Source organism: Nostoc sp. DSM 114160 (assembly GCF_053470305.1).
In genome coordinates this window covers 721,495-745,738 of sequence record NZ_JBPFGO010000003.1, presented here as the reverse complement: position 1 = coordinate 745,738, position 24,244 = coordinate 721,495, and the positions used below count along the sequence as shown (strand labels likewise).

Genomic DNA, 24,244 nt, shown 5'->3' with positions numbered 1-24,244 from the left:
CGCAAGTTTTGTGATGGGGTTTAAATCCCCATTACAAAACTGTACTTCCGACTTCCGATTTCTTTAAGCAGTTTCACTCAGTAATCGCAGAATAAATTGAAGTGGAATTTCTATCCGATCGGAGCGATTATTTAGTTCCTCGCCTAGTGCATCAATCGCTTGCTCTAGAAGATAGGCAAAAAGCAGCACATCTAGTTCTTCTGTTGTCTTTGGCAGAAAAGATTCTTGATTAGCTGTTTCTAAATAAGAATTGAGAAAGCTAGAACTAACCCAGGTATACCAAAACTGTCCCCATTGTTCTATAAGGGGTAAATTTTCAGCCCGGATCATTCCAGATTCTTTTTGATAGCCCAGAGCTTCGTTAACTGCGTAGTTGAAAGAGAGCAACATTCCTGCTACATCTTGTAAAGGCGATCGCTTGATGCGTCGTTCGCTAAAACTACGATCTGCTTTGCCTTCAAAATCAGGAATAATAAACTCTTTTCCTGTGTAAAATACTTGCGATAAATGGTAGTTTCCATGATGACGAGTACGCAATGCAGTAATTTTTTGCCCGACAACTAACTGAAAGCGTTCTAAGATTTTCTCTTGGCTATTCAGAACTTCTAATGCTAATGGTTGAGTATCGGTTGGCAAGGATTTTACTCGTTCTTTTAACAACCTAAATACTTGTCCAGTTAAGTTACGTGCATTTTGATATATTGAACGTTGATAAAGTGATGAAAAAGATTCTGGAGCAAAGTCTGAGCTATCTATATTTGCAGCTAACGCTATATGGAATTCAGCTGTGGATTTACCCAATAGCTCAACACTTTGCAAGTAAGAAGTGATAGTTGCAATTGCCAATTCTGGAATCTCAATTCTCTGTAAATCCAACAAAGAACCTGATGGCAGAGGCACTTCGGTAATAGTGGCGTGTTCTGTGGTAACAAAATCAAAGTACTTTTGCAAACTATCAAGGGTGTAATCCCAACCACTGCGGATATCTGAAATAAACTCTTGTAATATGCCTATAGTCGTGGCTTGGGCAGTTTTACTGGCTGTTTTATTTCCCCGGCGGTACTCTAAAGCACCAGCTAGAAAAACTGAGTTTTGCAAGTGTTTTTTCTGGTATAGGAAACGCCGGATTTCTAAATCTGGGTGCAAACCCTCTTCGACTTTGCGGAAGAGTTTCAACAACAAGCGATCGCCATAAATTATATAAGTATTGGTTTCTTCTTCTTTATTCAGAACAGTCGGCTCATGATTGGTTAACCCTTGACGCAATTCGGAGAATGAATCAGTAGTACTACTAAATAATTCTCCGGTTGTCCCTTTATAAGAGTGATGATTAGCGATCGCATCATCTAGCAGTGAGGTGAGAAAGCTTTTGTCTGCTAAAGCATCAAATAAAATCCCAACTTCTTGAGTATTGGGTGGAGGAGTGTCTATTTTGCCTTGCACCTCAAGCCGTGCAATTATAGCTTGCGGCATTTCTGCTAAAAGATGTGTTGCAAGATCGCCTTCTGCATAGGCGAGAAATAACAGATAAGTTTCGTGGTTTCCCTGGCTATAATCTACCTGCAACCAAACAATTTGAGCTATCTGCTGGTTATAGGGTAAAGAAATCGCTTCAATGATTTGTACTGATTGTACAGTCTGAGTTTTGCCGCCAAACCAGCTACAGGTATAGAGATAATCCCGCAGTGTTGATTCTAGAACGCTTTTTGACTCTCGTTGTTGAATCACATTCTGCCATGAACCATTTACCAGCAGAGTTACTAAATCTGCTTGGGGTTTAGGCTCTTGATTTGAGCTAAGTTTACGTTGTAAGGTGAACCAGTAAAATCCGTAAGGACTTAAGCTGAGGAAATAGGGCGATTCTGTAATCGGTGGAAACTCAGTGGAACCAAAAATTTCTACTGGTAGTAGCCCATTGAAAGTTGATAAATCTAACGTCACCGTTTGCACGTAACGAGATAAATTTGCTACTATCAAAACATTTTCTTCAGAGGTAATCCGACTGAAGGCAAAAACTTTGCGATTATTAGACTGTAGCAATTCAAAACGCCCTTCACCCAATGCCGCAAACCGTTTGCGAGTAGCGAGTAAACGTTTCATCCAATACCAAAGAGAATTGCTATTAGTCCGTTGTGCCTCGACGTTGAGTGCTTCGTAGTGATATTCTGAGTCAACGATGACGGGTAGATACAAGCGTTGCGGGTTGGCGCGACTAAAACCAGCGTTGCGGTCAGAACTCCACTGCATAGGTGTGCGAACACCATTGCGATCGCCTAAATAAACGTTATCTCCCATGCCAATTTCATCACCGTAGTAAAGTACGGGGGTTCCTGGCAAAGATAATAGTAAACTATTGAGTAGCTCAATTTGGCGGCGATCGTTACCCAAAAGCGGCGCTAATCGGCGACGGATGCCTAAATTTACCCGCATCATCGGGTCTTGTGCGTAGGCCCCATACATAAAATCGCGGTCTTCATCTGTCACCATTTCTAGAGTCAGTTCGTCATGGTTGCGGAGGAACAATGCCCACTGACAGTTATCAGGAATCGATGGAGTTTGCTGGAGAATATCTACAATCGGGAAATTATCTTCCATCCGCACTGCCATAAACAAACGCGGCATTAGGGGAAAATGAAAGTTCATGTGACACTCATCCCCTGCACCGTAATACTCGGCTGCATCTTCAGGCCATTGGTTCGCCTCAGCTAGTAACATCCGGTTAGGAAATTTCGCGTCGATGTGCGATCGCAACTCTTTCAAAAACGCATGGGTTTCGGGTAAGTTTTCGCAGTTCGTTCCTTGCCGTTCGTAGAGATAAGGCACAGCATCCATGCGTAGTCCATCTACACCCATCTCCAACCAAAAATCTAGAACATCAAATACTGCCTCGCGCACCAAGGGATTGTCATAATTCAAATCTGGCTGATGGGAATAGAAACGATGCCAGCAATAAGCTTTGGCAACTGAATCCCAAGCCCAGTTAGATGTCTCAAAATCTTGGAAGATAATTCGCGCTTCTTGGTATTTTTCAGGAGTATCACTCCAAACATAAAAATCTCGCTCCTGACTTCCTTTTGGGGCGCGGCGCGCTCTTTGAAACCAAGGATGTTGGTCAGAGGTATGGTTAATAATTAACTCAATAATTACCCGAATACCGCGCTGATGAGCAGCGCTCAAAAACGCTTTAAAGTCTTCTAGCGTGCCATAGATAGGATTGATACTAGTGTAATCGGCAATATCATAACCATCATCTCTGAGTGGTGAAGGAAAAAAAGGTAACAACCAAATGGCAGTAATACCTAAATCTTGTAAATAGTCTAGTTTTTCTGTCAGCCCTGGAAAATCACCAATACCATCACCATTACTGTCAGAAAATGTGCGAACACCTAATTCGTAGATAATTGCATTTTTGAACCATAATGAGTCATCTTTCAAGCTGGAGTTTGGCATTCTTTTAAAAAGATATGCGATCGCATATCCAATAGAACTATATTTTTACTTGATACAATCGCTGAGATTATCAGCTTATTGATCTTACACGAGTAATGTTTACGCTTTCTTACTTAAGTAATGAAACTACCAAAGGAGCTATATTTAGTCATAAATTATCATACCAACTGCGTATATACATATAGCAGTTTTCATTTGCATGAAGTACAAAGTTACGGGTTTTGAGGCAGGTGGTCACTGAGCGTAGTCGAAGTGAGGCAGAAGCTTTTTATATCTAATACTCCCGTACTGCATTTTTAATTTCACTTAAAAACCAACCTGCTGTATAATTTTTATTTACGGGTGGAAAAATGTAACAAAACTTATTGTAAACTATAGCAATCCTAAATGAGGAGCAAATTTATATTTGCAGCATCACTGTTGCTGAGTTATATTTTGGTGCTTATAATTCTCAACGAGTAGTGGAAAATTGAACTCGTGCAGAAGAATTTATTCTATTCAAAACTTACCCGTTGTACCTTTAACCAATCCTGCTCTGAGAAAGTGTGGTGAATTAAAAACAGTACTTCGTAGAATAGGACAAACTATTACTGAATTTGATTTACTAATTGCTAGTGTTGCAATTGCAGAAAATTACACTTTAGTAACAAACAATACTCGTCACTACAGCCGCATTTCTAATTTACAATTGGAAAACTGGATTTCACCTTAAAAATATTAAGTATTCTTACACTTTTGACTTAACTGCTTGCTGTGATGCTTGTATCTGAGGCAAACTCCAGTCGGGACGCAAACTAGCGGCGTTGCGTAAATAAATATGATGAATTGAGGCAGAGGTTGGCAGATAAGCGTGAATTAAGAAGCGAATACAGCGCTGTAAGCTGCCTTCGACGTGCATTTGCTGCACATCCAACATAGCCACATTATCCCAACCAAGACGCGCTCTAGCGATCGCAGCTGGAAAAACCGCATCCAAATCGCGTGTCACTGAAAAAGTCACACTAATGATATCTGTTGGCTGGAATTGATTCCGGTTTTCCAGTTCATCTAGTAGTTCTGTAACCACTTCTCGGATTGTCTCAACAGTATTTTCTGAAGCGGTTGTTGCTCCGCGAATAGCCCGCATTTGCCAGTCCACGCCAAAATCCTCCTTAATTAGTCATTGGTCATTGGTCATTGGTCATTGGTCATTGGTCATTGGTCATTGGTCATTGGTCATTGGTCATTGGTCATTGGTCATTTGACTGTGAGCAAAAGACAAAAGACAAAGGACTAATGACTAATGACAAACAAATATTTAGGGTCGATATAACCACAGAGGTAAACCACTAGTAGACATTTCAAATTCGAGCCAATCAATACCAGCCCCAATTCCTGATGAAAACTGACGACTTCCTGGTATAAAGCGACTCAATAAGGGTTTCCGTTCTTCTAGGGTATAGCAGAGAGTTTTTTCTGGATCGAGACCAACCAGTTCTGCTGTCCAACGACGGGCATCTTCTTCTGTGCCCAAGCGGTCTACAACACCCAAAGCTAGGGCTTGCTGTCCAGTAAAAATCCGACCATCGGCGAAACTTTTTACAGCTTCCACCGTTAATGAACGGCCATCAGCTACCGTTTGGACAAACTGCTGATAACTTGTGTCAATCAACTCTTGCAGGATGCTTTCTTCTGGTTCGGTCAGTTGCCGATCGAAAGCCAAAATGTCTTTGTAAGGGCCAGATTTAATTACTTGGAAGGAAACACCAATTTTTTCTAGCAAGCGTTCCAAGTTATTCCCACGCAGAATCACACCAATGCTACCCGTAATTGTACCTGGGTTGGCAACGATGTGTTCGGCTCCCATACCGATGTATACTCCTCCAGAAGCCGAAATATTGCCAAAGCTAGCGACGATTTTGATTTTCTCGCGTAAACGCTTGAGGGCACTGTAGATTTCTTGAGAATCTCCGACTGTGCCGCCAGGGCTATCGATACGTAGCAATAATGCCGGAAACTTTTTTTCTTCTACAGTTTTCAGGGCTTCTAGGACGCGTTTGCGAGTAGCACTGGCGATCGCACCAGTAATTTCAATCCGCGCAATTTGTTTTCTAAACTTGGGCTTAAACGGCCAAACCATGAGCTGTCAACATACCTCGTAATAAATTCAATATAAGATGCCCAACGGTCAGACGACCTGCTTTTCTCTGTTAAGAAACATGAGCAGGCATTGTGCTTGTCAGAATTTTAAGGAAATTTTTATATTTTTCAGTGAGTTTTATTTGATATTCTCGATTAATACTAATCAAATCCTCAAAGATTGCAGCTAGCATAAAATGCCAAACTCTAGTTTAGCGTTAACCTGATGATTTAGAAAGGCTATTTTAGCTATTTTGCAAAATTAAAAGCTCTCAATCCCTTGTGATTCTGGCTTTTTGAATGTTTGAGGACTGTTTTTACTCGCGATCGCGCACGCTTACTAGTTGTCAGTAATTAATCACTAATAACTAATGAATATATAAATATTTAATCAATTACTTCGACACTCAATTTAATTAATAAAAATTGATTCAGTAACACTAATCTCTATTTAGGTTATAGACTAGTAGTACTTTCGCTCTTGGAAATATCACTTTTTCCTGTCTTCTACAGCCCAATAATCTCCTGATGAAGCGATTTCACTACTTAAGAATCTATCCGTAAAATTTGATACCGATAATAGACAAACATATCAAACAGTGCGCCAACGAAACTACAGGTTAAGCTAATTACAAATAATCCGCGTAGGGGAGTTCCACTGCCGAAGGTAGCGAGAAAATGGATAATCTCAGTTGCGATCGCCTCAGTGAAGTCTTGTAAGCAGGGGAAGTGACCAATGAGGGATAGAACGAGGAATCCGCCGCCAACGAAAAATATGGGAAGCACAAAACTAAAAATGATTGTGAGTAGTAGGGAGCGGAGAAAGTTAGTAAAAATAGTCATTTAAGACAAACTCCGTGAGTAGAGATGACAAAAGCAAGATAGTGGTTTGTCATTTTCTACAATACGGGCGATCGCTCCAAAGCAGCCAATCTGTCAAAAATCTTAAGTTTTCATTAAAATAAACGGGTAGCAGTTACAGCCCATGCTGTGGCTAAAAAAAGCGACTTAAATCTACAAAAGCCTTGTACAATGAAGGTTATAGCGAAGGGTAATACTTATGTATTGCTTTGCAGCACGTTTAAGAACAGCTTCATTTTCTGAGAACATCTTTAATCTAAGTTAATATTCAGCCTTCTTGGGAGAGCAGGGAGAGTAGGGGGAGATGTGGTTCGACTGCGCTCACCAACCGGGACATGAGGGAGATAGGGGGACAAGAGGGTAAACAAAACTCCTAACTCCTAACTCTTAACTCTTAACTCCTAACTCAACACTCTTAATACCCAATGCCCAATGCCCATTCCCCATTCCCCATTCCCATGACTTCCGCTATTCTTAAGGCAGTTACCGAGTTAGCTACAGAACATTGAACCAGACTACATCCAAATCCAGTTTAGGGGAATGGAGTCAGCGGCTGCTGGCGGCGATTTTTCTGGGTGGGCAAGTACTAGTTCACCTATTAAGAGGCAAAATCCATCGGCGCAACACCTTAGAACAAATGGCAGCAGTTGGGCCAGATTCCTTATTTATTGCTTTATTGACGGCTATTTTCGTTGGCGCAGTGTTTACCATTCAAGTGGCGCGAGAATTCATTAACTTTGGTGCCGGAAACATTATCGGCGGAGTCCTTTCTGTAGCGTTGACACGAGAACTCACTCCTGTGTTAACAGCAGTGATTTTGGCCGGACGAGTCGGTTCTGCTTTTGCAGCAGAAATCGGTACCATGCGAGTCTCAGAGCAAATCGATGCCATGTTGATGTTGAGAACAGATCCAATTGATTACTTGGTTATCCCCCGCGTTCTTGCTTGCTGTTTCATGCTACCAATTTTAACCCTTCTGTCTTTAGTGACAGGGATGTTCGGAGGATTCATCATTGCGACCAGTATCTACAACCTGTCTGATACGGTATTTCTAGACTCAGCCCGTAACTTTCTTGGTCTCTGGGATATTTTTAGCGCCATGATTAAAGCCTGTTGTTTTGGCATTTTAATCGCTGTAATTGGTTGCAGTTGGGGGTTGACGACAACCGGAGGTGCCAAAGGTGTAGGACAGTCAACTACAACAGCTGTTGTGACTGCCCTGCTGATTATATTTGTTAGCAACTTCTTTCTTTCTTGGTTAATGTTTCAGGGGACTGGCAGTGCATTCATAGGGCTATAGAAGTCGGAAGTGAGGAGTTATGAGTGAGGAGTTTTAACTCATAACTCCTAACTCTTAACTTCTAACTCCTTACCCTGACTCCTAAAATAGGAGAGATGCGTACTAAACAAAGCAGGATTTAAAACTGTGACCAGTTCATTTGTTTCTAACTCCACATCAACTGTGGAACTCAAGCCTAGTTACAATATACCCATAGTGTTGGTGATTGCCGCGATTCCACTATTATTGGTACAACCTTGGGTAGGCTCCGTTTTCACGCTGTTTGGTTTGTTTCTCATGTTTCAAGCGTTAACGCTGCGTTTGCAATTTACCGCTACCGACTTAGATATTTACAGAGGCGAAAAATTGATTCGACGCTTTCCCTACCAAGAATGGCAAAACTGGCGGATCTTTTGGAATAGAGTCCCCATTTTGTTTTACTTTAAAGAAATTAAAAGTATTCACTTTTTGCCAATTTTATTTGACCCCAACACCTTGAAAACTTGTTTAGAACAACGTTGTCCGCGTATTTAGTGCTGATTGCCACCTGTTCTGAGTCGTTTTGATATAGACTCAGAACTCAGCACTCATGCTCAGGACTTTTATAGCAGGTCAATTGTAATATTTCTGAAAGCTATTTATTCGCGTCATAGGAATTACACTATTGTTTATGAACCCAGAGGCATCTCAAACCCCAGAACCAATTGATGAACGGTTGGCAGAAAAACCAGAAGAGAACAATGCAGTTGAACATCCAGTCAATCCATCAGTTGAGTCAGTGGTAGACACAAAAGCCATTAGCTCATCAGAGGACTACACAACTTTTGAGCCACTCATTGCCAATGCAGAAGTGGTAGATTCTACAGTAGAGCTAACAGAAAATTCAAATGGCGAGTTTGTAGCGCAGTTAGAAGTAGAAAATGTCGCTCTGGGGTCTGAAATAGGATCGGGAAATAATTTATTATATGCAGAAGCAGAGCAGCGGATAGCAGAGTTGCAGAGTGCTGAAGTAGCTCTCAAGTCAGAAATAGCCAAGCTGCAAGCTTCTTACGAAAACCTTCAGACACAGGTGAGTGAAACTCAAACCTCACTAGGGCGACTCGTGCAAGAGTCGCTGGTGCAGTTAGAACAACGCAAACAAACGCTGCAAATTTCTGTAGAACAATTAGAACGCCGTCAAGAACGTATCCGCAATGAGATGCGAACCACTTTTGCTGGTGCATCCCAAGACTTGGCAATTCGCGTGCAGGGTTTTAAAGACTATCTCACGGGTAGTTTACAGGATTTGGCCTCTGCCGCCGAGCAGTTGCAACTAACGCCAAGTGTGGTGGAACGAGAAAAACCATCTGTAAAAGAGGCTAAACCAGCTGAACCCCAACCTGGAATACCCCAATTTGCCCAACAGCAGTTTCAAGATACGACAAAGCAAATTCGCCGCCTCATTGACCAATACCGTAATAAACCAGATTACTACGGCCCACCGTGGCAACTACGCCGTACCTTTGAACCAATCCACGCTGAACGAATCTCCAACTGGTTTTTTACCCAAGGAGGAAGAGGTGGTTTGCGGACAATGGGTAGCCGCTTACAAAATATTCTGATTGCCTCAGCTGCAATTTCGATATTACACAAGCTCTATGGCGATCGCGTCCGTACTTTAGTTTTAGCTAATACACCAGAGCGATTAGGTGAATGGCGGCGCGGCTTGCAAGATTGTCTAGGAATCGGTCGCCCAGATTTCGGCCCAGACCGGGGTGTGGTATTATTTGAGGCATCTGACGCGCTCGCTCAAAAAGCAGACCGATTGACGAAAGCCAATCAATTGCCTTTAATTATCATTGACGATTCCGAAGAACAAATCAGTTTGTCACTGCTGCAATTTCCCCTGTGGTTAGCCTTTGCTCCTGACCCCAAAATGATGAGAAACTATGATGATGACTTTTAAATGAGTCATTGGGCATTGGGCATTGGGCATTGGTCAAGAGGTATTACTCTTGACTTTTTTAAATTTTGAATACTTCGGCTACGCTCAGTACAAGTTTTGAATTTTATTATGGCTATTTGGCTAACTCTGTGTGGGGCAATTGTAGTTATAGCTTACCTGTTGGGTTCTTTTCCCACTGGCTATATTGCTGTGAAGCAATTAAAAGGTATTGATATTCGGGAAGTTGGTTCGGGTTCCACTGGCGCAACTAATGTACTAAGAACCTTGGGGAAAGGGCCAGGAGCATTGGTTTTGGTACTTGATTCCTTAAAGGGAGTATTAGCGATCGCTCTAGTTTATTGGTTGTTCAACTTTGAACCAGTTCAAAATTATATCCCTCAAACAGTAGATGCACAACTTTGGCAGCCGTGGTTAGTAACAATATCTGGGTTAGCTGCCATTCTGGGTCATAGTAAATCAATTTTTTTAGGCTTTACTGGTGGTAAATCCGTTGCTATCAGCTTGGGGATTTTGTTGGCAATGAGTTGGCAGGTAGGTTTAGCAACAGCGGGTGTGTTTGCCCTCGTTGTGGCAATATCGCGGATTGTTTCTTTAAGCTCAATTGCAGGTGCGATCGCGGTTTCCATTTTCATGGTACTTTTGCATCAACCTTTACCCTATATTCTGTTTGGGATTGCCGGTGGGTTGTATGTGATTTTGCGCCATCGTACTAATATCGAACGACTGTTTGCGGGAACGGAGCCGAAAATTGGGCAACCTGTAGCGACAGAACCCGAACAAAGTGCATCATAAGTAAACGAGAGCCAAACTCAAAACTCATTTCTCAGAAGGAGAGAGCTTCTTCCAGAATTACTGTAATGATATTTTATGCTTACGAACGAACACTGCCTTTAATCAAACGGTGGAAAAGGCGGCAAGGCCACAAAAAAGCTCCACAAACACTGACTGAGGCGATAGCGGCCACAACTCGCCAACTTGAACTAGACCCGGTGTCAGACTTTGAAGGATGAGCTTGTGTGTTTTTAGCTAATTCTGGCATTGAATGAGATAGCTGACTGGCTGTACTCACCCCTTCAATCGCTGCTCCAATTAGATAAGCTACTAGGGCAATTACTAGCCAGTTATTCATAATATTCCACTGTTTGAACTCTGAGCGTATGCTTGGCAGCGAGCAATAATTTGATTTTTCGGACTAATGATTGTCGCCTTGCCCTCAAGATAATCTACCTTCAGCTGTATCCCGAATTAGGGGCAGTTTAGATTTTATATAAGTATTGAGAGTGCTATCTGACTGAGCATCAAGCCCCTGCTTCGCTTTTAACTGCTGAAGAAGCAATTGTACTAAAGCAGCATCGTCAAACTGGAGCAGGGTGTTGACCTGAGTAGACTCGATTACAGCCCAAAGCTGTTGCATCATTTTCGCTGTCACCATGAGTCTGTAACCTCTTAAGCTTTTCTTTATATTTACACGATTTTGGAATTTGTGGTTAGTTTTTGTCTGAAGATTTATAAAGATGAGGCTAAAAATGCCTGAGTCAGTTAAATCTGTTAAGTTATAGCGTTTATTCAATTGATTGAACTACAGGACTAACCCACACGTTATTTTAAGCGTGCTACGTAAAGAAATAAAACTGCCCAAAGACTTAAATCTCCCCAACCCTTTTTTCTCAGCAAGGAATTCTAACAGGGCTTTCGATCGACCACAATGCAGACATACGTAGGCATCAACGCTTTTTGTCGAGGCGAAACTTCTGTGGCTTGAGGGTAATTTTGTTAGAACTTTATTGTAAAACTCTCGAACAAGCTCCTTCTTGACCAGAAGGATCGGGAAAAATTGCTAAGGTGTGATATTCAGGATTATCTGTTTTATATATCACTTTAAAAGTATACAACTTGTTTTTACCTTGCGCTTCGGTAACAACTGTTAAAAGTGTATTGCTAGTGGGAGGAAGTCCAGGTATGTCCAGTTTTTGAATTCGTCTGAGTTGAATTACATTTGCTGCGGAGTTTTTACAATCTCCTGAATTATTATTAGCTTCTTGACCGAACTGCATACATACTGGCCCATCAAAATCCATAGTTACCTGTGATGGGTCATTTAACCAAACTTTTTTAATTACTTCTCCCGCCGGAATAAAACTTAAGTTTGTTCCTTGTTGATACCAGACATCAACCGTAGGTACAAGTCCCCCTAAACCTTGTGCTTGACAGGAAAAGATGGAACGCAGAACGGCGTTATTCGCTACAGCGCGACCTACCAACCAGAACATAGAAACGGAGAAAATTAAGGAAGCTATAGGTAGGAAATAAGAACGTTTTGGGTTATCTCCTGACAATTTAATATTCTTTTTCATGGTTGCAAATATCTAAAATTGCTATAAATATTACCCCTTAAAACTGAGTTGCTTGATTAACGTATATTTCAATATTTGTGCCTGCTGGCAAAAACCAAACACCACCTTGTTGAGACATTTGGGCGATCGCCTGTTGATTGCGTTGGGCAATTTGGGGTACTACAGAGTTCATACCACCTTCCAAAACCGCAGCTCCAAGATTGCGTCTGTTGTCAGTCTCACTAACAAGACCAGTGGAGGTGCTACTGGTGGTATCGTTCGGGTTTTCGGTGTTAGTGTTGGGAGATGTTGATGTTATCGAATATGGCACGAGTTTTGTATCAGGGCGATTTATTAACTCTGCTGCTTTACCAATTCCTCCCAAAACGAATAGTCCTGCATCCATCGAGGCTATAGACGAACTTTGACCGGGATATTTATTTGCGATTAAAGGTTTGCCTTCGGTACCGCGAAGAATAATTGCATTGTTGGGTAAGCTTCGTTCTGTACGATTGCCATTATTTTGCGAGATAACTTTAACTACGTTCATCTGCAAAAGACCTTGTTCGGAAAGCGAACCAATTTCAGCTAGAAATTCGGTGTTTGCAGGTAAAGCAACTGCACCATCGGTAGATTTTAGTGGTTCTTTCAATCGGATCACAAATACGTTTTTCGCTTCATCTGCATCACCACCACCACCTGATTTATTAGTAGTTTCTCCAAATATTGCGGTCGCTAACACAGCTTTAGCACTACTTCCAACTGCTACAGATTTCTCTCCCTGCGGTTGAGCTTGACTTACCGCAGAATTGTCCTGTTGTGGGGTGTTTTGTTCGGGATTGGAATTTGTTGCTTCTTGCTGCGGCTGCGCATTGGTTGCAGGTTCCAAAGTAGCTATATTACTAGTAGGTTGATTGCTAGGATTGACTTGACCGTAGCTACCTAACTTTGCTAACCTTGCCCACTCTGCAAATGGGCTTGGTGGAGATGGTGGAATTACTGGAGTTACATTAACGACCGTTTGAGGATTTGGCTTCACAACTGGTAGCTGGGGCGATCGCGAAGGTTGAGAAGCAGGTACTCTAATGATGCGCTCAACTGTCACTGTCCGAGGTACGTAAGCTGTTGGTGGGGGTGTTGGGATCGCTTTTTGTCTAACTGACGGTTGTTGTAAAGCTACTGTCGGCGTTGATTTGGCAATTCTCAGCTGTTGTTGGGCATCTTTCACCATCTGTGCTTGTTCAGTCAGGGCTAATTTCGTTTTGAGAGTATCTACTTGGGCTTCCATCTGTTGAGATATGGATTCATCAGTAGGCTGCTCTTGCACTGGTGGAGAAACAATAGTTTTTGGCTTTTGATTGCTACCACTCATCAACTGAGACAAAAACACACCACCCACCAAAACGATCGCTAAGGTAGCAGATCCTACCAAGCCTAACTTGGCAAAGGGATTAGATGAGAGTGCTTGCTTAGTCTGAACTTCTTGTGGAAGAGATAGGGACTCTGGCGGCGTTGCCGAGTCTTCCGATTTTTCGGTGTCACTAGAAGATTCTTCTTCAAAACCGACCAACCTTGACATCCGCGATTCCCAATCTCCAGATTCTACTTCTGGTTGGCGATCGTCGGTAGTTAGAGTAAATCCATTTTGGGGAGGCGTTTCGGCAGGAATTGAGTATCGAGTCATGGTAGAGCCTTGTTTGGATTTCCAGAACAATTATTATCTTTAATTTCACATATATTATAAATTTCTAATCTGGCTTCTCCAAGGCGGTAAGCTGCAAACTGCGACGGTAGTGCTGCATTTGGTAGTGAAGTTACAGGTCGATCTATTGCTCTAACTAAAATTTGTTTATTAAAGGAAACTGATTTCCCTAATTTATCATAACTGTTAAAAATTAATTGATTTGCAAGTATGTCTACTTTCCACTTTCCATTACTTATTTCTTGAGGTTGAGAAACTTTTTGGATTACTAAGACATTCTCTGCACCTCTATTAACATTTTCAAATTGGCTATCTGGATTTAAATTAGTAATTTCTGACTTAAGTTTTTCTTTAAAATCATCAGCTACCAGTTGTGAGCTAATTTCCCAGACTTGTGTTGGCGGCTGTTGTTGTGACCAGGTAAGCATTAAACTCATAGTTTCACCCACAAAGCGCCGAATCGTCTCTGGTTGCCGCTCTAAATTGGGTTGAGGGTCTACCGTTATCGCATGACCATCAACAAGTTGCACTAAACTTTGAGGTGTGAGTTGTCGGCCTAACTGTTGTAACATAGACCAGTGAAATATTAGTAACAGCAAGGTAAATAGATGTAAACCAAATGTTCCTACTGCCAACAGGGGTAAAGGGCTATTTTTTTTATTATTTTCTGGTTTGAGTAATTGCATTAAGAATCGTTCGTAGAATTATAATACTGAATTATTTTCACGTCAAAAATTGATTATCTGATAAAACTATCAGATGTTTGTCCAGTTATGCATTGTTGTGATTGATTTTTGTTCGGATTGTAGTTATCTAGCAAACATAAATTCCGAATTTCATAAATTTCTAGTCTATCAGCACGGACACTATAAATTGCTTTTTGCAAGTCGGTGCTATTGTCAGCTTGGGGATTAGCAAAATAATCTGCTGCACGTACAAGGAAATCTTTATTAAAAGGAGTTATAAGTTTTGCACCACCAACTCGATTTTTTTGAACTAAGTCGGCTACCATACCCACTTGCCATTTCCCTGGTGCAATTTGTTTTGGCGGATAAACTCTCTTAATTACTAGTTGTGAAGTCATCGCTTGGTCGGGGTTTTCCGAGAAAACTTCTGGCGGTGTCATTTCTGCAACTGTGCTTAAGAAACCTTTACGAAAGTCTTCTGATAAGGCAAAACTAGCTACCCAACTGCTGGTACTAATTTTTTGGCTACCACCTTGAGGTGTGTTAATCAGTATTCCTAAATCTGGTTTGGGGTTTGCGACTTCTTCAATATTTTGTGGTGGTAAGGTTCCAGACCAGCTAAACATTGAGATCATCGTTTTGCTGATAAATTGGCGAATTGCTTCTGGTTCTCTTGCTAAATCATCAATATTAGCTACTGGTTTGCCATTGATTAATTGCACAAAGTTAGGAGGTTTTCTCAAACTGAGTTGGCGAATATTTAGCCCTTGTAATAAGAATAAAAATAAAACTAATATATGTAAACTGAAGGTTGCGATCGCAAAAAACGTCAAAACACTTGCCGTTCTTTGTCTTTTTTCTAGTAAACGCACCATTTCCTCACCTCCTACTGCAAAAACTTCAGCTATTATATATGATGTTTTGCATATACTTAATAATTACGATACTTACAACAATTTTATTCATTTTTAATTTTTTTATATCCTCTCCTTTACTAAAGAAGCCGTACTGTTAATTGCGCTGAAGACTGCAAAACCACCAGCAGCAGCCACAATTAAAGATAAAATTGGTGCTAAAATTCCCAGAAAAATTATGAACCACATTAAATCTGGATCGACACTAGCATTTTGACCTGGGCCATTGACAATCACTGCGGCAGTCAGCACAGCAATAATATTGAAGGAAATTTTGGCGATTCCAATAGATAAAAATCCAGTCAGCCATGCAAAAATTGGTTTACCAGCTACAGGTAGCAAAGATCCACCTACTGCTATTGGCCCTAAAACTGCTATTAACAACATAGTAGCTTCTATCAAATTCTGAAAAGCATATTGTAAGGAAACTAAAAAGTTTTTGATGCTCGTTTGGGCTGTAGAACCTAACAGAGAATTAAAAGAGGTTTCTGATACAATGCCAGTGCCATATCTGATATTATCTACCTTTGTTTGTAGTCTGCTTATCCAGCTTTTATTTCCATAAGTATCTCTATATTTCTGCCAGAGAACGTTAACTTTTTCGGCAGCTTTAACAAAACATTGGCTTTGTTGTTCGCCAGTAAGAGATTGACAAGGACGTAGTAAAGAACCAGCTACTTCTTCAGCAACACTCATATTCAGTGCTTGCTGATATATATTATCTGCATCTGCTGAAACCACTACTTGCTGATTCACACCGTTTAAAAAATCCCGCACTCCCAGTGTCAGAGTAGAAAGTATACTTCCTTTCCCTGAATTACTTAAGAGGACTACCACAATAAAAGGCCAAATTAAAGCTGATATGGGACGGGTGTATTCGTAGGATATTAAGTCTTTGAGGAATTGTATCATAAAAAATAACAACGTTCCTACAGCAAAAAAAATACCCAGATTTGTCAGCGCTCCATACAAGTTATCAGCGGTGTTATTTTGTAATAAATCCAACCATTGTTTGTCCCAACCTTCGGCAATACTTTGGGAAGTTGCAGCACCATTATCGATAACCTGATCGATGCCTACTTGGGCAAAAATTAGTTTAATTGCAAGTTGCATTTTGAGTTTCTGGGCTATTTTATGAAATTTTGCCAGGTGTGTTAGTAAAATAACCCACCCTTCTAAACTGTTTTTGAGATTTACTATTGGTTTATCAAAATTTCAAGTATTTTAAAAATAGTCTAAAAGATTAGAGTTTTTTTCTCTTCAAATCCAAATGATTAACTTTTCTGCCAAACAAATCTAGTTGAGAAGTCGCTCGTAAAAGTCGCGCTGCTTCTGTAGATGTTTCTACTCTCCGAGCGCGATTCGCCTCTTCCGCCTGCTGAGAAATGTTTGCTAAATTTAAGTTAGAGTATTGCAAAGCCTGATTATTTTGTAATGTCTGACCAAATGTTTCAGCGACAATTTTTATTTGTTCCTGTTGAATTTTCATCATTTGCACTTGACTCAAACCCAGCAATTGTGCCAATCCAGAAATAGCATTTGCTGCTGGATCGGCTGTCTTAGCTGCATTAATACCGCTTTGAATTTGATCGAGAAATGTTCTATTAGTACCCTCTGTTTCCTGAGCTAATCCATCAATCTCTTCCAGAGATTTCTCAGTATTTTCTAACTTTACTTTTGTCCGAGTTTGTCCATTTTTACCGAGAACACCTACCGCTATTCCACGGGTAATTATACGATTAAGTTCATTACTAACTAAATTTCCCCGTACTGCTGCATTATTCTCAAAGCGACTTGATTTAGCATCTGAATTATAAGAGTAGTTAATTGAATCATCACGAATTTTTTGTCCCGCAGCAACGGGGTTAGGTATCTTCAAATCTCCTTTGGCACTGTCAATCGCAATTTGACTCTGGGCTTGTTCTAAAGGATTTAAGGTATTTTTCAAATTATTATGTTGAAAGTAATCTTGCATATCTTGGGAATATGATTGAAAGTCAGTCCAAACCTGGCCTAATCCGCCCGTCTGAACTTGTGCAACTGCTGGTAGTATTGCCAGAGATAGCAAGGTAAAAGTAAAAATGGTAGTTTTTCGCATACATCTGTGCCTTAAAAAGTAGACTACATTATATAATGAGATAACAATTTAGCTTTTGAACCGTGCTGATTTGGGATTTTGGATAATAGAATTAGTTTTTCGGTTCAATCTCCGACGCTATTCTAAAATTTAAAATTCTTAAGTTACAACCCAAAAATGGGTGCAGTCAATCATAATCGAATTATTACCCCCCTTAATCCCCCCTTATAAAGGGGGGAAACTGGAAAAGTCAGTCCCCTCCCCTTTGCAAGGGGAGGGTTAGGGTGGGGTAAAAAAACATTTGATACATCAATCATGACTTTTCAAACATCCTCTAAAAGACGCTCGTAACTCGTTAATGCTACACTATCAGAAATCTAAAATCCAAACTTGTTTGATTCACCATTAACTACTACGTAGAGTAGCCACTAATTGACGTGCAAAGGCAGAAATTGCTTCATATTTATCACTGTGAAGTTGCATCATTTGGCTACGTGCAGTTTGTTCATAAGGGTTATTAGCAACTGCTGCCAATTGCTCGTAACCTGGATAGTAACGACAGAATGTATAAGTACCGTTATCATCTAATAGCCATTGACTATAAACGCCTTCTTTACGGGGAAAAAAGCTTTCTGAAGCATTACGAGAAATAACTTGGCGAGGATATTTTAAGATGTCTGCAAAACTATCTACTGCAACTGGCTGAATGCGTCCAATCAACCGTGTTGTCAGGTTTTGCAATATTTTCGATGCAGCTTTAGATTTAGCAATGGTGTCAGGATCTTGTCCTGATAAGATGACTCTGATACCAGCTTTAGCGCCGTTCGCACAAATTCTACCAACTAAATCGGAAATTTGCTCAAACTCAAATAAAATTGGTGCTTCATCGATAAAGAATATGGAAGCTGGACTACTTAATGCGCGTCGGAGTGCGGCTGAATAAGCACTCAAGGATAGTACGGCTGCATCTTCACTATCTGATAGGTTTCTGAGAGCAAAAACTAAAAGTTGTGCATCGGTAGGAAAGCTGGATGGTGCAGAAATGGCTTGTCCGACGCGGCTAGAAAGCCAAAAGCGTAAGCGCAACTGAATTTGACTCAGAGCATCTTCTACTCTGCCAGTTAAAGAACTTAGCTGCAAATGTTCTGGCGAGCAGAAAAAGAGAAAATCTTTTAAAGTAGGAGTTTTCTGCCAAGCAAGAGTGCCAAATCCTCCCTCCATCGCCTGTCGATATCGCTCTTTGATCCCCTCATCTCTAAAGAAGGCTTCTAAAGCCAAGTTGAGCAGCGATCGCACGGTTTGCGATAAAATTTGACTTTCAGTGGACGATCCTAAAACCATTGTCATTAACGCTGATTCCAGGAAGGCGGTATAATCGTTAAAGCGATCGCGCTGTTGTTCTACTTCTAGCGATCGTAAGTCTGGCTGCTCAAATAAGTTATTCGATTGTTTGGAAATATCAAAATAGGCTCCATTCCCCTCCATAAACTCTGTGTAATCAGTGAAAGTAGATGTCCCATCAGGTTTAGGGAAATCTAACGCCACAACCGGAATCCCATGCGCTAAAGCCTGAGTTAAAATCCCTGATACCAACACCGACTTCCCAGCACGAGTTGTGGCAAACAAAGCTAAATTTTTGTGCTGATTAAACAAATCTAAATGTATGGGTGTTCCGCCTTCTTCAGCAATCAACTCAAAGCCTTGTTTGTCACCTTTTTTACTTAAAACTAGTGGCATTAATCCCGGAACTTCACTGGTTAAATATAACTGGCGACGGTTGAAGGGTGTTGCTAATAAACCCTCCCAAACTATTGGTAGAGTTTGCAGCCAAATTTTCCAAGCATATTCAGTTTCCCTAATTACTCTGGCTGGACGTTGAAAACAGTTTTCAATATATCTTGTCGCCTCATCTAATTTTTCTAAAGTTGGACGATGTACTAAAATGGCAATACTCGTATAAATCGGGACTGCACCTTCAAATAACTGTTCTTGTGCTGCTACCGATTTCTTCAATTTTAATTGAGCATTGACATCAATAGTTTTACTTTTTTCTTGAGCCAGAATCGTTGTCATATTTGACTGCTTCAGCACTCGTTGCAAAGTAGTTTTTACCAATGCTGGATTTGCAGCAGTCAACTCACAAAAAATTTCTGTATCTATTACTGTTTCTCTGGCCAACAGTTCCCATAAATAGCGCAGTTGAGCCGATTTATTGGGCCAGCCGCCGGGTTTTTCCAGAAATGACAATGCGCCAATATAACGATTGTTAACATTAACCCAACGGCGATCGGCACAAGGTACGCTAGATTCCATCAGCAAAGTTGTGCCGTGAATATTGTCTAGAAGTAATTTAGTACTAGCTAAATCGGAATTAACTTGTTCGTGTAAACCTTGTTCATCTAAAGTCATTAACTGGGGAATATCTATTGGCTGCGTATCATTAAACCTTTTCCAGATTTCACCCCAGAGTTCATTAGCAGTCAAAGGTTTGACATCTAATCCCATCTTGTTAGATAATATTTGTTCCCAGCGGAGAAACCCCTGGTTGTAAGCATTTGTAATCAGGGTTTCAATACGTTGATTTTCTACTTCTAAAAGATCGCCTTTAAATTTCAACCACCAGGATTCAGCTTTGACTAAAAGCTTTTCTATCCAATCATCTGCGTGTTGCGAGTTAGATTCAATGGTGTAAGTTACATAAATCCGCAAAAATTTAGGTTTACGAATCCCAGAATTAGTCAGTTCTTTAATTCTGGCTCTTTCCGCCATCAACAAATATTTGATGTCTCGCGATGATGCATTTCTGATTAATGTTGCTAACTCTTTTTGGCGTTCTTTATCTGAACTAAAAGAACCCAAGTGTAGTGTCATTCTTTCACCGCTAGGAATGTCTTTTAATCCAGCTTCAATATTATTAAAAAGTGTATCAATTTGTTCAGGTCTTAAGGTGGTATGAATTCCCTTACAATCAAAACCAAAAACAAAGCAGAACCGATCTTTTTGAGTACCTTTTGTCAACAGGTAAGCGCCAATATCACGTCCATTCATTGCGACACGCAGCATTGTCGCCAAGTGCAAGGCATCTTCAAATGGTGTTAATCTACTTTCATTTCCGGCGACGCTGACGCTTTGTTTTCCGATTTTTTGCTTCATGGTTAACTTCCAATAAGCTTTGATAACGAGCAAAGCCTCTTGTCCCCAAGTGGGAACCCCGATAAATTTACTTAAAAAACTCCAACTCTTACCACCAGTTAAAATCCACCAAGTTCCGATTCCCCAACCAGTCATTAGTACTGTCCACAACCATTTTTGAAACTCTTCTTGGAAAAAACCCCCAAAAATTCCATTGATAATAAAATAGGAAGCTAAGGCAATTACTGTCCAAGGAAGAATTTGATCGGCAGGAATTGGCCCTAGTGAAGGTTGGCTTCCCAGAACCTGATTGACTGGACGAAATTCTTGTTCCTGCTCTTGAGGCATTTGAAATATCTGAATTATTTATTAGGGCCAGCGCCAATTACAAAGCCTGTAAGTACATCAGCAACGGTAACAGCAACAACCACTAATAGAGGAGTTCTAGCGATGCTTTGCCAATCTTCATCTTTACGCACTGCGTTAATCACACCAACTAAGGAAATTGCAATATAGAGTAAGTAAATCGCCCGCAAAACATTAAATATCAAACTTATTGCTGTGTTACTATCACCACCATTGGTTGCTGAACCACTGAAGCTGTTTTTGAAAAAGGTTTCAGCTTTCCCAAAAAATTGAGCTTGTGCAGGGGCTGCAAACCAGTCTAACCAATACAAACTCAGAACGATCGCTGCTGCTAAAATTTGTAATAATATTAGCGATCGCCTTGGTAAATTCACTTGCTGACCAATTTGCTGGATGATGACTGCAATTAAACTACCAACCAGTAAACAAAACAGCAAGATAGGACTTTTGAGGCTGATAACGCTAACCAATACAGCACAAGCAATCAAAAAAGGTACAGATTCAATCAGAATAGTCAGACAGGATTTAAATGCCCGTCTTAACTTGTGAGATTCTTTCGCCGCACTACCAGTTAAAGCTTTGAAAAAGTTTCTCTCGTGAGAACTTTGTCTAAACATTTGCTAATTTTCCTATGGTGTACTATGATTTATCCTTGTTTGTATCAAATTTTACAACTACTACAATTCAACATACTTTAACATCATTTCATTATTAATCAAATTATAAACCTGTAGTAAAGTTCTATATTCTACATCAGTATTCTGAAGTTAAGTTAACATGATATTAAGATTTATCTAAAAAGAAATTTCTCTGATTTGAGAAGCTGGATTGCAAATATTGAGATTAAACTGGTAGATTCCTCTCGACTTTGAGAATTTTTTCAATCTTCTCATACAGATAGCCTCGATTAACCAACTTCCAAGCCTTGACTTTCTCCACCTCATAGGTATCTGAGCGAACTGCTATAAATGTTTTAGACTTGTATGTACACCATAGGCTTGCTCTTAGGGCAGACCAAGCGTAGCTTTGGTTCTTTAGGGTTCTTCGGAGCGAACATGATATGAAACAATATTGAGTCACCAAAATTCAAATATCTGTCTTGAAAAGTTTAGATCGATTGTAGAAAAATGGTAAACGTTCTAATCTACGTTTTACCATTTTCTACACGCCGATTAGATTTGGAACTAAATTACAAACTTAAACACAGTTCCTAGATTAGAACTACCGCCAAAAGAGGCAGTACCGTAAAAGGCACCATTTGAGAGTTGAATTAGCGTGGACTCTGGTGTTGCCCCATTAGTGCCATTGAAACTAATTAAGCCGGTGATGGTTGCTCCAGTTAGCTGATAGATAACTCCTTTGTTGCTTGCCCCACCAGCAGAAGCTGTGCCATAGAAGTTACCATTGCTTGCTTTTATGAGTGCAGCCGTTGGGTTGGCTCCATTGGTGCCATTAAAACTGGCAACTAAAACGGGTGTACCGCCACCGATGGGAACCTTGAATACAGCTCCTTTATTGTTGGCTCCACCTAGTTTAGAAGTCCCATAGAGGAATCCACTAACTTCAATTAATCCAGACTGCGGATTTGCTCCATTGGCGCCATTAAAGCTATATGAAGTCAGTATTCCTGCGGGAGTTAACTTGAATACAACTCCTTTAGCACTTGCTCCACCGGCAGAGGCGCTGCCATAGTAGTTTCCATCGGTAGCCAGTTGCAATCTTGCTAATGGAGTTGCTCCATCAGTACCGCTGAAGCTTCTGATGGTGGTGAGTGCCCCGGTAGTTGGCGAAACCTTGAATATAGTTCCTTTATTATTAGCCCCACCTGTAGAGCTTGTCCCCCACAAATTGCCATCAGTACCTGTAATCAGTCGGCCTGCTGGGTTAGCCCCATTAGTGCCTGTGAAATTTGTCAGAGTTGTCAGGGTTGTAAAAGCTGTTTTCGCCAACTTAAACACACTGCCGAGGGTCACTTGTACCACCTGTAAAGGTTGCCCCATATAAATTGCCATCGGCTGCTTGGAATAATCTAGCAACTGGATTAGTCCCTTTGTTGATTCCAGAGGTTCCGGTGAAGTTGATTAGTGTAGTTAGAGTAGTGTAAGCAGTAGGAGTTAACTTGAATGCAGTTCCTTTGCCAGAAGTGCCACCAGCAGAAGTAGTTCCATAAAGATTGTCATCAGTACCGTTGCCTTTAAGTACACCAGCTCTTGGTGTAGCTCCGTTGGTGCCGTTGAAATTTACAACAGTAGTCAATGTTGCAGCAAAGGCTTGTTGAATGGGTAGTACTAATGAAGAAGCCAAAACTGTCAAAGAAGTAAAAATCAATACCTGATTTTTGGCCTGGTGTTGTTTGTGCAGATTAATCTTGTTCATTGAATACCTCAAAAAGTTTAGTAGAGACGGAATCGTAGCTAGTTCTGACGGATTTTGCGTAGGCGTAGCCCGCCTTCGGCATCGCTGCTATTCTTGACTAATACCAATTTGAAAAATGATTGCTACAAAGTAGGTTAGGAAGCCACTGCTGTCGAAGGGTTTCCCAGCTTTTCTGCGTTTAAAGCACGAAACCCAACGCCCCAACATCTTGTATATGTTGAGTTTTACCCCGTAATCTACGAGATATTGCTACGACTCAATCTACGTATTGAGCGCATTTTTATCTAAAATTGGTATAATTTGTCAGCTTAGGCATTAATGAGAAAATGCCTTAAATGTTGGTATAGCCCTATTTGAAAAGGACTCAACAAGCCTGTTTTACCTACATCACAAAAACCGTACTAGCACTGAGTCAATAATGTGAATAGCACAATTAATGATTTCGTTCGGTAGCATAGATCGTTATTTGTGTTTTTGATGTCGTGAAAAACACAAAAAACAGTGAAAAATCCACGATTTTGACAAAATATAGTCACAAAACTCGAATCAAAAAGTTCCATATAGTGGTTTTTTTGTCAAGCAATTAGTAAGCTCTATTAAATACTGATTAAAACCTCTAAAAAATCTTAATAAGCAAAATCACATATTACACATATTAAGTGAAAGGTCTTGATTTTCCTCTGAAGAAAGTAATAAAAATGCTATAAAAACCACTTTTGAAACACCTCTAAATTCCCAAAATATATTTAAGCTTTTTAATCATTTCATAATGTAATCATGACTTCAGCTTTACCTTCACATTATACTGTTGATTCCGTTGGCAAAATTTAACAGCTATTACCTATAGCAGTTATCAAAAAATCGTGGAATCCTAAATTTCTTTACTTCGCACTTAGCGGTAGTTTGTAATAAACTGCTGTAATTTATATTGAAGAAATTGATTTCCATAATTCAAATAAAATTGCCATCCTAAATAAGTAAGTGGGTAAAATTAAACATGGCTTT

At 40.4% G+C, this 24,244-nt stretch carries 21 protein-coding genes and 1 pseudogene; 5 read left to right on the top strand and 17 right to left on the bottom strand.

All coding sequences use genetic code 11. The annotated features are described in order from the left end of the window. Nucleotides 1-63: 63 nt before the first annotated feature. Nucleotides 64-3,450, bottom strand: coding sequence for a maltose alpha-D-glucosyltransferase (treS, locus tag NSTCB13_RS28410; protein ID WP_448274592.1), 3,387 nt, complete (start codon nt 3,448-3,450; stop codon nt 64-66). A gap of 469 nt (nt 3,451-3,919) precedes the next feature. Here treS and NSTCB13_RS28405 point away from each other — a divergent pair, with 469 nt between their 5' ends. After that, complete coding sequence (locus tag NSTCB13_RS28405) at nt 3,920-4,162, top strand: PIN domain-containing protein (RefSeq protein ID WP_448274591.1); 243 nt, start codon at nt 3,920-3,922, stop codon at nt 4,160-4,162. A 15-nt stretch (nt 4,163-4,177) separates the two neighbouring features. On the opposite strand, the gene aroH is transcribed toward NSTCB13_RS28405, so the two are convergent. The 3 genes from aroH to NSTCB13_RS28390 all read right to left on the bottom strand — a co-directional run bounded on the left by aroH (nt 4,178) and on the right by NSTCB13_RS28390 (nt 6,411). Then, nucleotides 4,178-4,588, bottom strand: coding sequence for a chorismate mutase (aroH, locus tag NSTCB13_RS28400; RefSeq protein WP_448274590.1), 411 nt, complete (start codon nt 4,586-4,588; stop codon nt 4,178-4,180). Between the two features lie 159 nt (nt 4,589-4,747). Continuing rightward, on the bottom strand, nt 4,748-5,569 hold the full coding sequence (gene sppA, locus NSTCB13_RS28395; protein ID WP_322694031.1) for a signal peptide peptidase SppA: 822 nt from the start codon (nt 5,567-5,569) through the stop codon (nt 4,748-4,750). 545 nt (nt 5,570-6,114) lie between these two features. After that, a complete protein-coding gene (locus tag NSTCB13_RS28390) occupies nt 6,115-6,411 on the bottom strand; it encodes a hypothetical protein (RefSeq protein ID WP_322694030.1) in 297 nt (98 codons plus the stop codon). A 523-nt stretch (nt 6,412-6,934) separates the two neighbouring features. On the opposite strand from NSTCB13_RS28390, the gene NSTCB13_RS28385 reads away from it, so the two are divergent. The 4 genes from NSTCB13_RS28385 (at nt 6,935) to plsY (ending at nt 10,445) form a co-directional block, all read left to right on the top strand. Next, nucleotides 6,935-7,729, top strand: a complete 795-nt coding sequence (locus NSTCB13_RS28385; RefSeq protein WP_335007964.1) for an MlaE family lipid ABC transporter permease subunit — start codon at nt 6,935-6,937, stop codon at nt 7,727-7,729. 126 nt (nt 7,730-7,855) lie between these two features. Beyond that, the gene (locus tag NSTCB13_RS28380; protein WP_194043054.1) at nt 7,856-8,242 is read left to right on the top strand and encodes a DUF3119 family protein; all 387 of its coding nucleotides are present in this window, start codon (nt 7,856-7,858) and stop codon (nt 8,240-8,242) included. A gap of 136 nt (nt 8,243-8,378) precedes the next feature. Next, nucleotides 8,379-9,653 (top strand): DUF3086 domain-containing protein, encoded by a 1,275-nt coding sequence (locus tag NSTCB13_RS28375; RefSeq protein WP_448274589.1) that lies wholly within the window; start codon nt 8,379-8,381, stop codon nt 9,651-9,653. A gap of 108 nt (nt 9,654-9,761) precedes the next feature. Then, complete coding sequence (gene plsY / locus NSTCB13_RS28370) at nt 9,762-10,445, top strand: glycerol-3-phosphate 1-O-acyltransferase PlsY (RefSeq protein WP_448274588.1); 684 nt, start codon at nt 9,762-9,764, stop codon at nt 10,443-10,445. Nucleotides 10,446-10,524: 79 nt separating this feature from the next. Here plsY and NSTCB13_RS28365 read toward each other — a convergent pair whose 3' ends face one another. The 13 genes and pseudogenes from NSTCB13_RS28365 to NSTCB13_RS28305 form a co-directional block, all read right to left on the bottom strand. Further along, nucleotides 10,525-10,782 (bottom strand): hypothetical protein, encoded by a 258-nt coding sequence (locus NSTCB13_RS28365; RefSeq protein ID WP_445627037.1) that lies wholly within the window; start codon nt 10,780-10,782, stop codon nt 10,525-10,527. 84 nt (nt 10,783-10,866) lie between these two features. After that, nucleotides 10,867-11,085 (bottom strand): hypothetical protein, encoded by a 219-nt coding sequence (locus NSTCB13_RS28360; protein ID WP_094350677.1) that lies wholly within the window; start codon nt 11,083-11,085, stop codon nt 10,867-10,869. Nucleotides 11,086-11,434: 349 nt separating this feature from the next. After that, nucleotides 11,435-12,007: a hypothetical protein gene (locus NSTCB13_RS28355; RefSeq protein WP_445627038.1), complete on the bottom strand. Its 573-nt coding sequence runs from the start codon at nt 12,005-12,007 to the stop codon at nt 11,435-11,437. A 37-nt stretch (nt 12,008-12,044) separates the two neighbouring features. Further along, nucleotides 12,045-13,670 carry a TrbI/VirB10 family protein gene (locus NSTCB13_RS28350; RefSeq protein ID WP_448274587.1) on the bottom strand — a complete coding sequence of 542 codons (1,626 nt, stop codon included), beginning with the start codon at nt 13,668-13,670 and terminating at the stop codon, nt 12,045-12,047. Continuing rightward, complete coding sequence (locus NSTCB13_RS28345; RefSeq protein WP_448274586.1) at nt 13,667-14,374, bottom strand: hypothetical protein; 708 nt, start codon at nt 14,372-14,374, stop codon at nt 13,667-13,669. The genes NSTCB13_RS28350 and NSTCB13_RS28345 overlap by 4 nt, the downstream gene beginning before the upstream one ends. A gap of 53 nt (nt 14,375-14,427) precedes the next feature. Further along, nucleotides 14,428-15,249: a hypothetical protein gene (locus NSTCB13_RS28340; RefSeq protein WP_448274585.1), complete on the bottom strand. Its 822-nt coding sequence runs from the start codon at nt 15,247-15,249 to the stop codon at nt 14,428-14,430. 102 nt (nt 15,250-15,351) lie between these two features. Next, entirely contained in the window at nt 15,352-16,401 is a 1,050-nt protein-coding gene (locus NSTCB13_RS28335) for a hypothetical protein (protein ID WP_448274584.1), read from the bottom strand. 130 nt (nt 16,402-16,531) lie between these two features. Next, nucleotides 16,532-17,386 carry a hypothetical protein gene (locus NSTCB13_RS28330; RefSeq protein WP_448274583.1) on the bottom strand — a complete coding sequence of 285 codons (855 nt, stop codon included), beginning with the start codon at nt 17,384-17,386 and terminating at the stop codon, nt 16,532-16,534. 384 nt (nt 17,387-17,770) lie between these two features. Then, nucleotides 17,771-20,518: a hypothetical protein gene (locus tag NSTCB13_RS28325; protein ID WP_448274582.1), complete on the bottom strand. Its 2,748-nt coding sequence runs from the start codon at nt 20,516-20,518 to the stop codon at nt 17,771-17,773. After that, nucleotides 20,472-20,845 (bottom strand): annotated as a pseudogene (locus NSTCB13_RS28320) (hypothetical protein). The gene NSTCB13_RS28325 and the pseudogene NSTCB13_RS28320 overlap by 47 nt, the downstream one beginning before the upstream one ends. 14 nt (nt 20,846-20,859) lie before the next feature. After that, nucleotides 20,860-21,480: a hypothetical protein gene (locus NSTCB13_RS28315; protein ID WP_448266073.1), complete on the bottom strand. Its 621-nt coding sequence runs from the start codon at nt 21,478-21,480 to the stop codon at nt 20,860-20,862. 567 nt (nt 21,481-22,047) lie between these two features. Next, a complete protein-coding gene (locus tag NSTCB13_RS28310; protein ID WP_448274581.1) occupies nt 22,048-22,875 on the bottom strand; it encodes a choice-of-anchor tandem repeat GloVer-containing protein in 828 nt (275 codons plus the stop codon). Further along, nucleotides 22,814-23,239, bottom strand: coding sequence for a choice-of-anchor tandem repeat GloVer-containing protein (locus tag NSTCB13_RS28305; protein ID WP_448274580.1), 426 nt, complete (start codon nt 23,237-23,239; stop codon nt 22,814-22,816). Before NSTCB13_RS28305 ends, NSTCB13_RS28310 begins: the two co-directional genes overlap by 62 nt. Nucleotides 23,240-24,244: the final 1,005 nt, after the last annotated feature.

What these genes read in the sequence shown, in the direction of transcription:
- NSTCB13_RS28360 (WP_094350677.1), bottom strand. Translation starts at nt 11,085, where the DNA reads ATGGTGACAGCGAAAATGATGCAACAGCTTTGGGCTGTAATCGAGTCT.
- NSTCB13_RS28340 (WP_448274585.1), bottom strand. Translation starts at nt 15,249, where the DNA reads ATGGTGCGTTTACTAGAAAAAAGACAAAGAACGGCAAGTGTTTTGACG.
- NSTCB13_RS28330 (WP_448274583.1), bottom strand. Translation starts at nt 17,386, where the DNA reads ATGCGAAAAACTACCATTTTTACTTTTACCTTGCTATCTCTGGCAATA.
- treS (WP_448274592.1), bottom strand. Translation starts at nt 3,450, where the DNA reads ATGCCAAACTCCAGCTTGAAAGATGACTCATTATGGTTCAAAAATGCA.
- NSTCB13_RS28390 (WP_322694030.1), bottom strand. Translation starts at nt 6,411, where the DNA reads ATGACTATTTTTACTAACTTTCTCCGCTCCCTACTACTCACAATCATT.
- NSTCB13_RS28325 (WP_448274582.1), bottom strand. Translation starts at nt 20,518, where the DNA reads ATGAAGCAAAAAATCGGAAAACAAAGCGTCAGCGTCGCCGGAAATGAA.
- NSTCB13_RS28375 (WP_448274589.1), top strand. Translation starts at nt 8,379, where the DNA reads ATGAACCCAGAGGCATCTCAAACCCCAGAACCAATTGATGAACGGTTG.
- NSTCB13_RS28335 (WP_448274584.1), bottom strand. Translation starts at nt 16,401, where the DNA reads ATGCAACTTGCAATTAAACTAATTTTTGCCCAAGTAGGCATCGATCAG.
- plsY (WP_448274588.1), top strand. Translation starts at nt 9,762, where the DNA reads ATGGCTATTTGGCTAACTCTGTGTGGGGCAATTGTAGTTATAGCTTAC.
- NSTCB13_RS28365 (WP_445627037.1), bottom strand. Translation starts at nt 10,782, where the DNA reads ATGAATAACTGGCTAGTAATTGCCCTAGTAGCTTATCTAATTGGAGCA.
- sppA (WP_322694031.1), bottom strand. Translation starts at nt 5,569, where the DNA reads ATGGTTTGGCCGTTTAAGCCCAAGTTTAGAAAACAAATTGCGCGGATT.
- NSTCB13_RS28315 (WP_448266073.1), bottom strand. Translation starts at nt 21,480, where the DNA reads ATGTTTAGACAAAGTTCTCACGAGAGAAACTTTTTCAAAGCTTTAACT.
- NSTCB13_RS28350 (WP_448274587.1), bottom strand. Translation starts at nt 13,670, where the DNA reads ATGACTCGATACTCAATTCCTGCCGAAACGCCTCCCCAAAATGGATTT.
- NSTCB13_RS28310 (WP_448274581.1), bottom strand. Translation starts at nt 22,875, where the DNA reads ATGGCAATTTATATGGGGCAACCTTTACAGGTGGTACAAGTGACCCTC.
- NSTCB13_RS28345 (WP_448274586.1), bottom strand. Translation starts at nt 14,374, where the DNA reads ATGCAATTACTCAAACCAGAAAATAATAAAAAAAATAGCCCTTTACCC.
- NSTCB13_RS28305 (WP_448274580.1), bottom strand. Translation starts at nt 23,239, where the DNA reads ATGAACAAGATTAATCTGCACAAACAACACCAGGCCAAAAATCAGGTA.
- NSTCB13_RS28355 (WP_445627038.1), bottom strand. Translation starts at nt 12,007, where the DNA reads ATGAAAAAGAATATTAAATTGTCAGGAGATAACCCAAAACGTTCTTAT.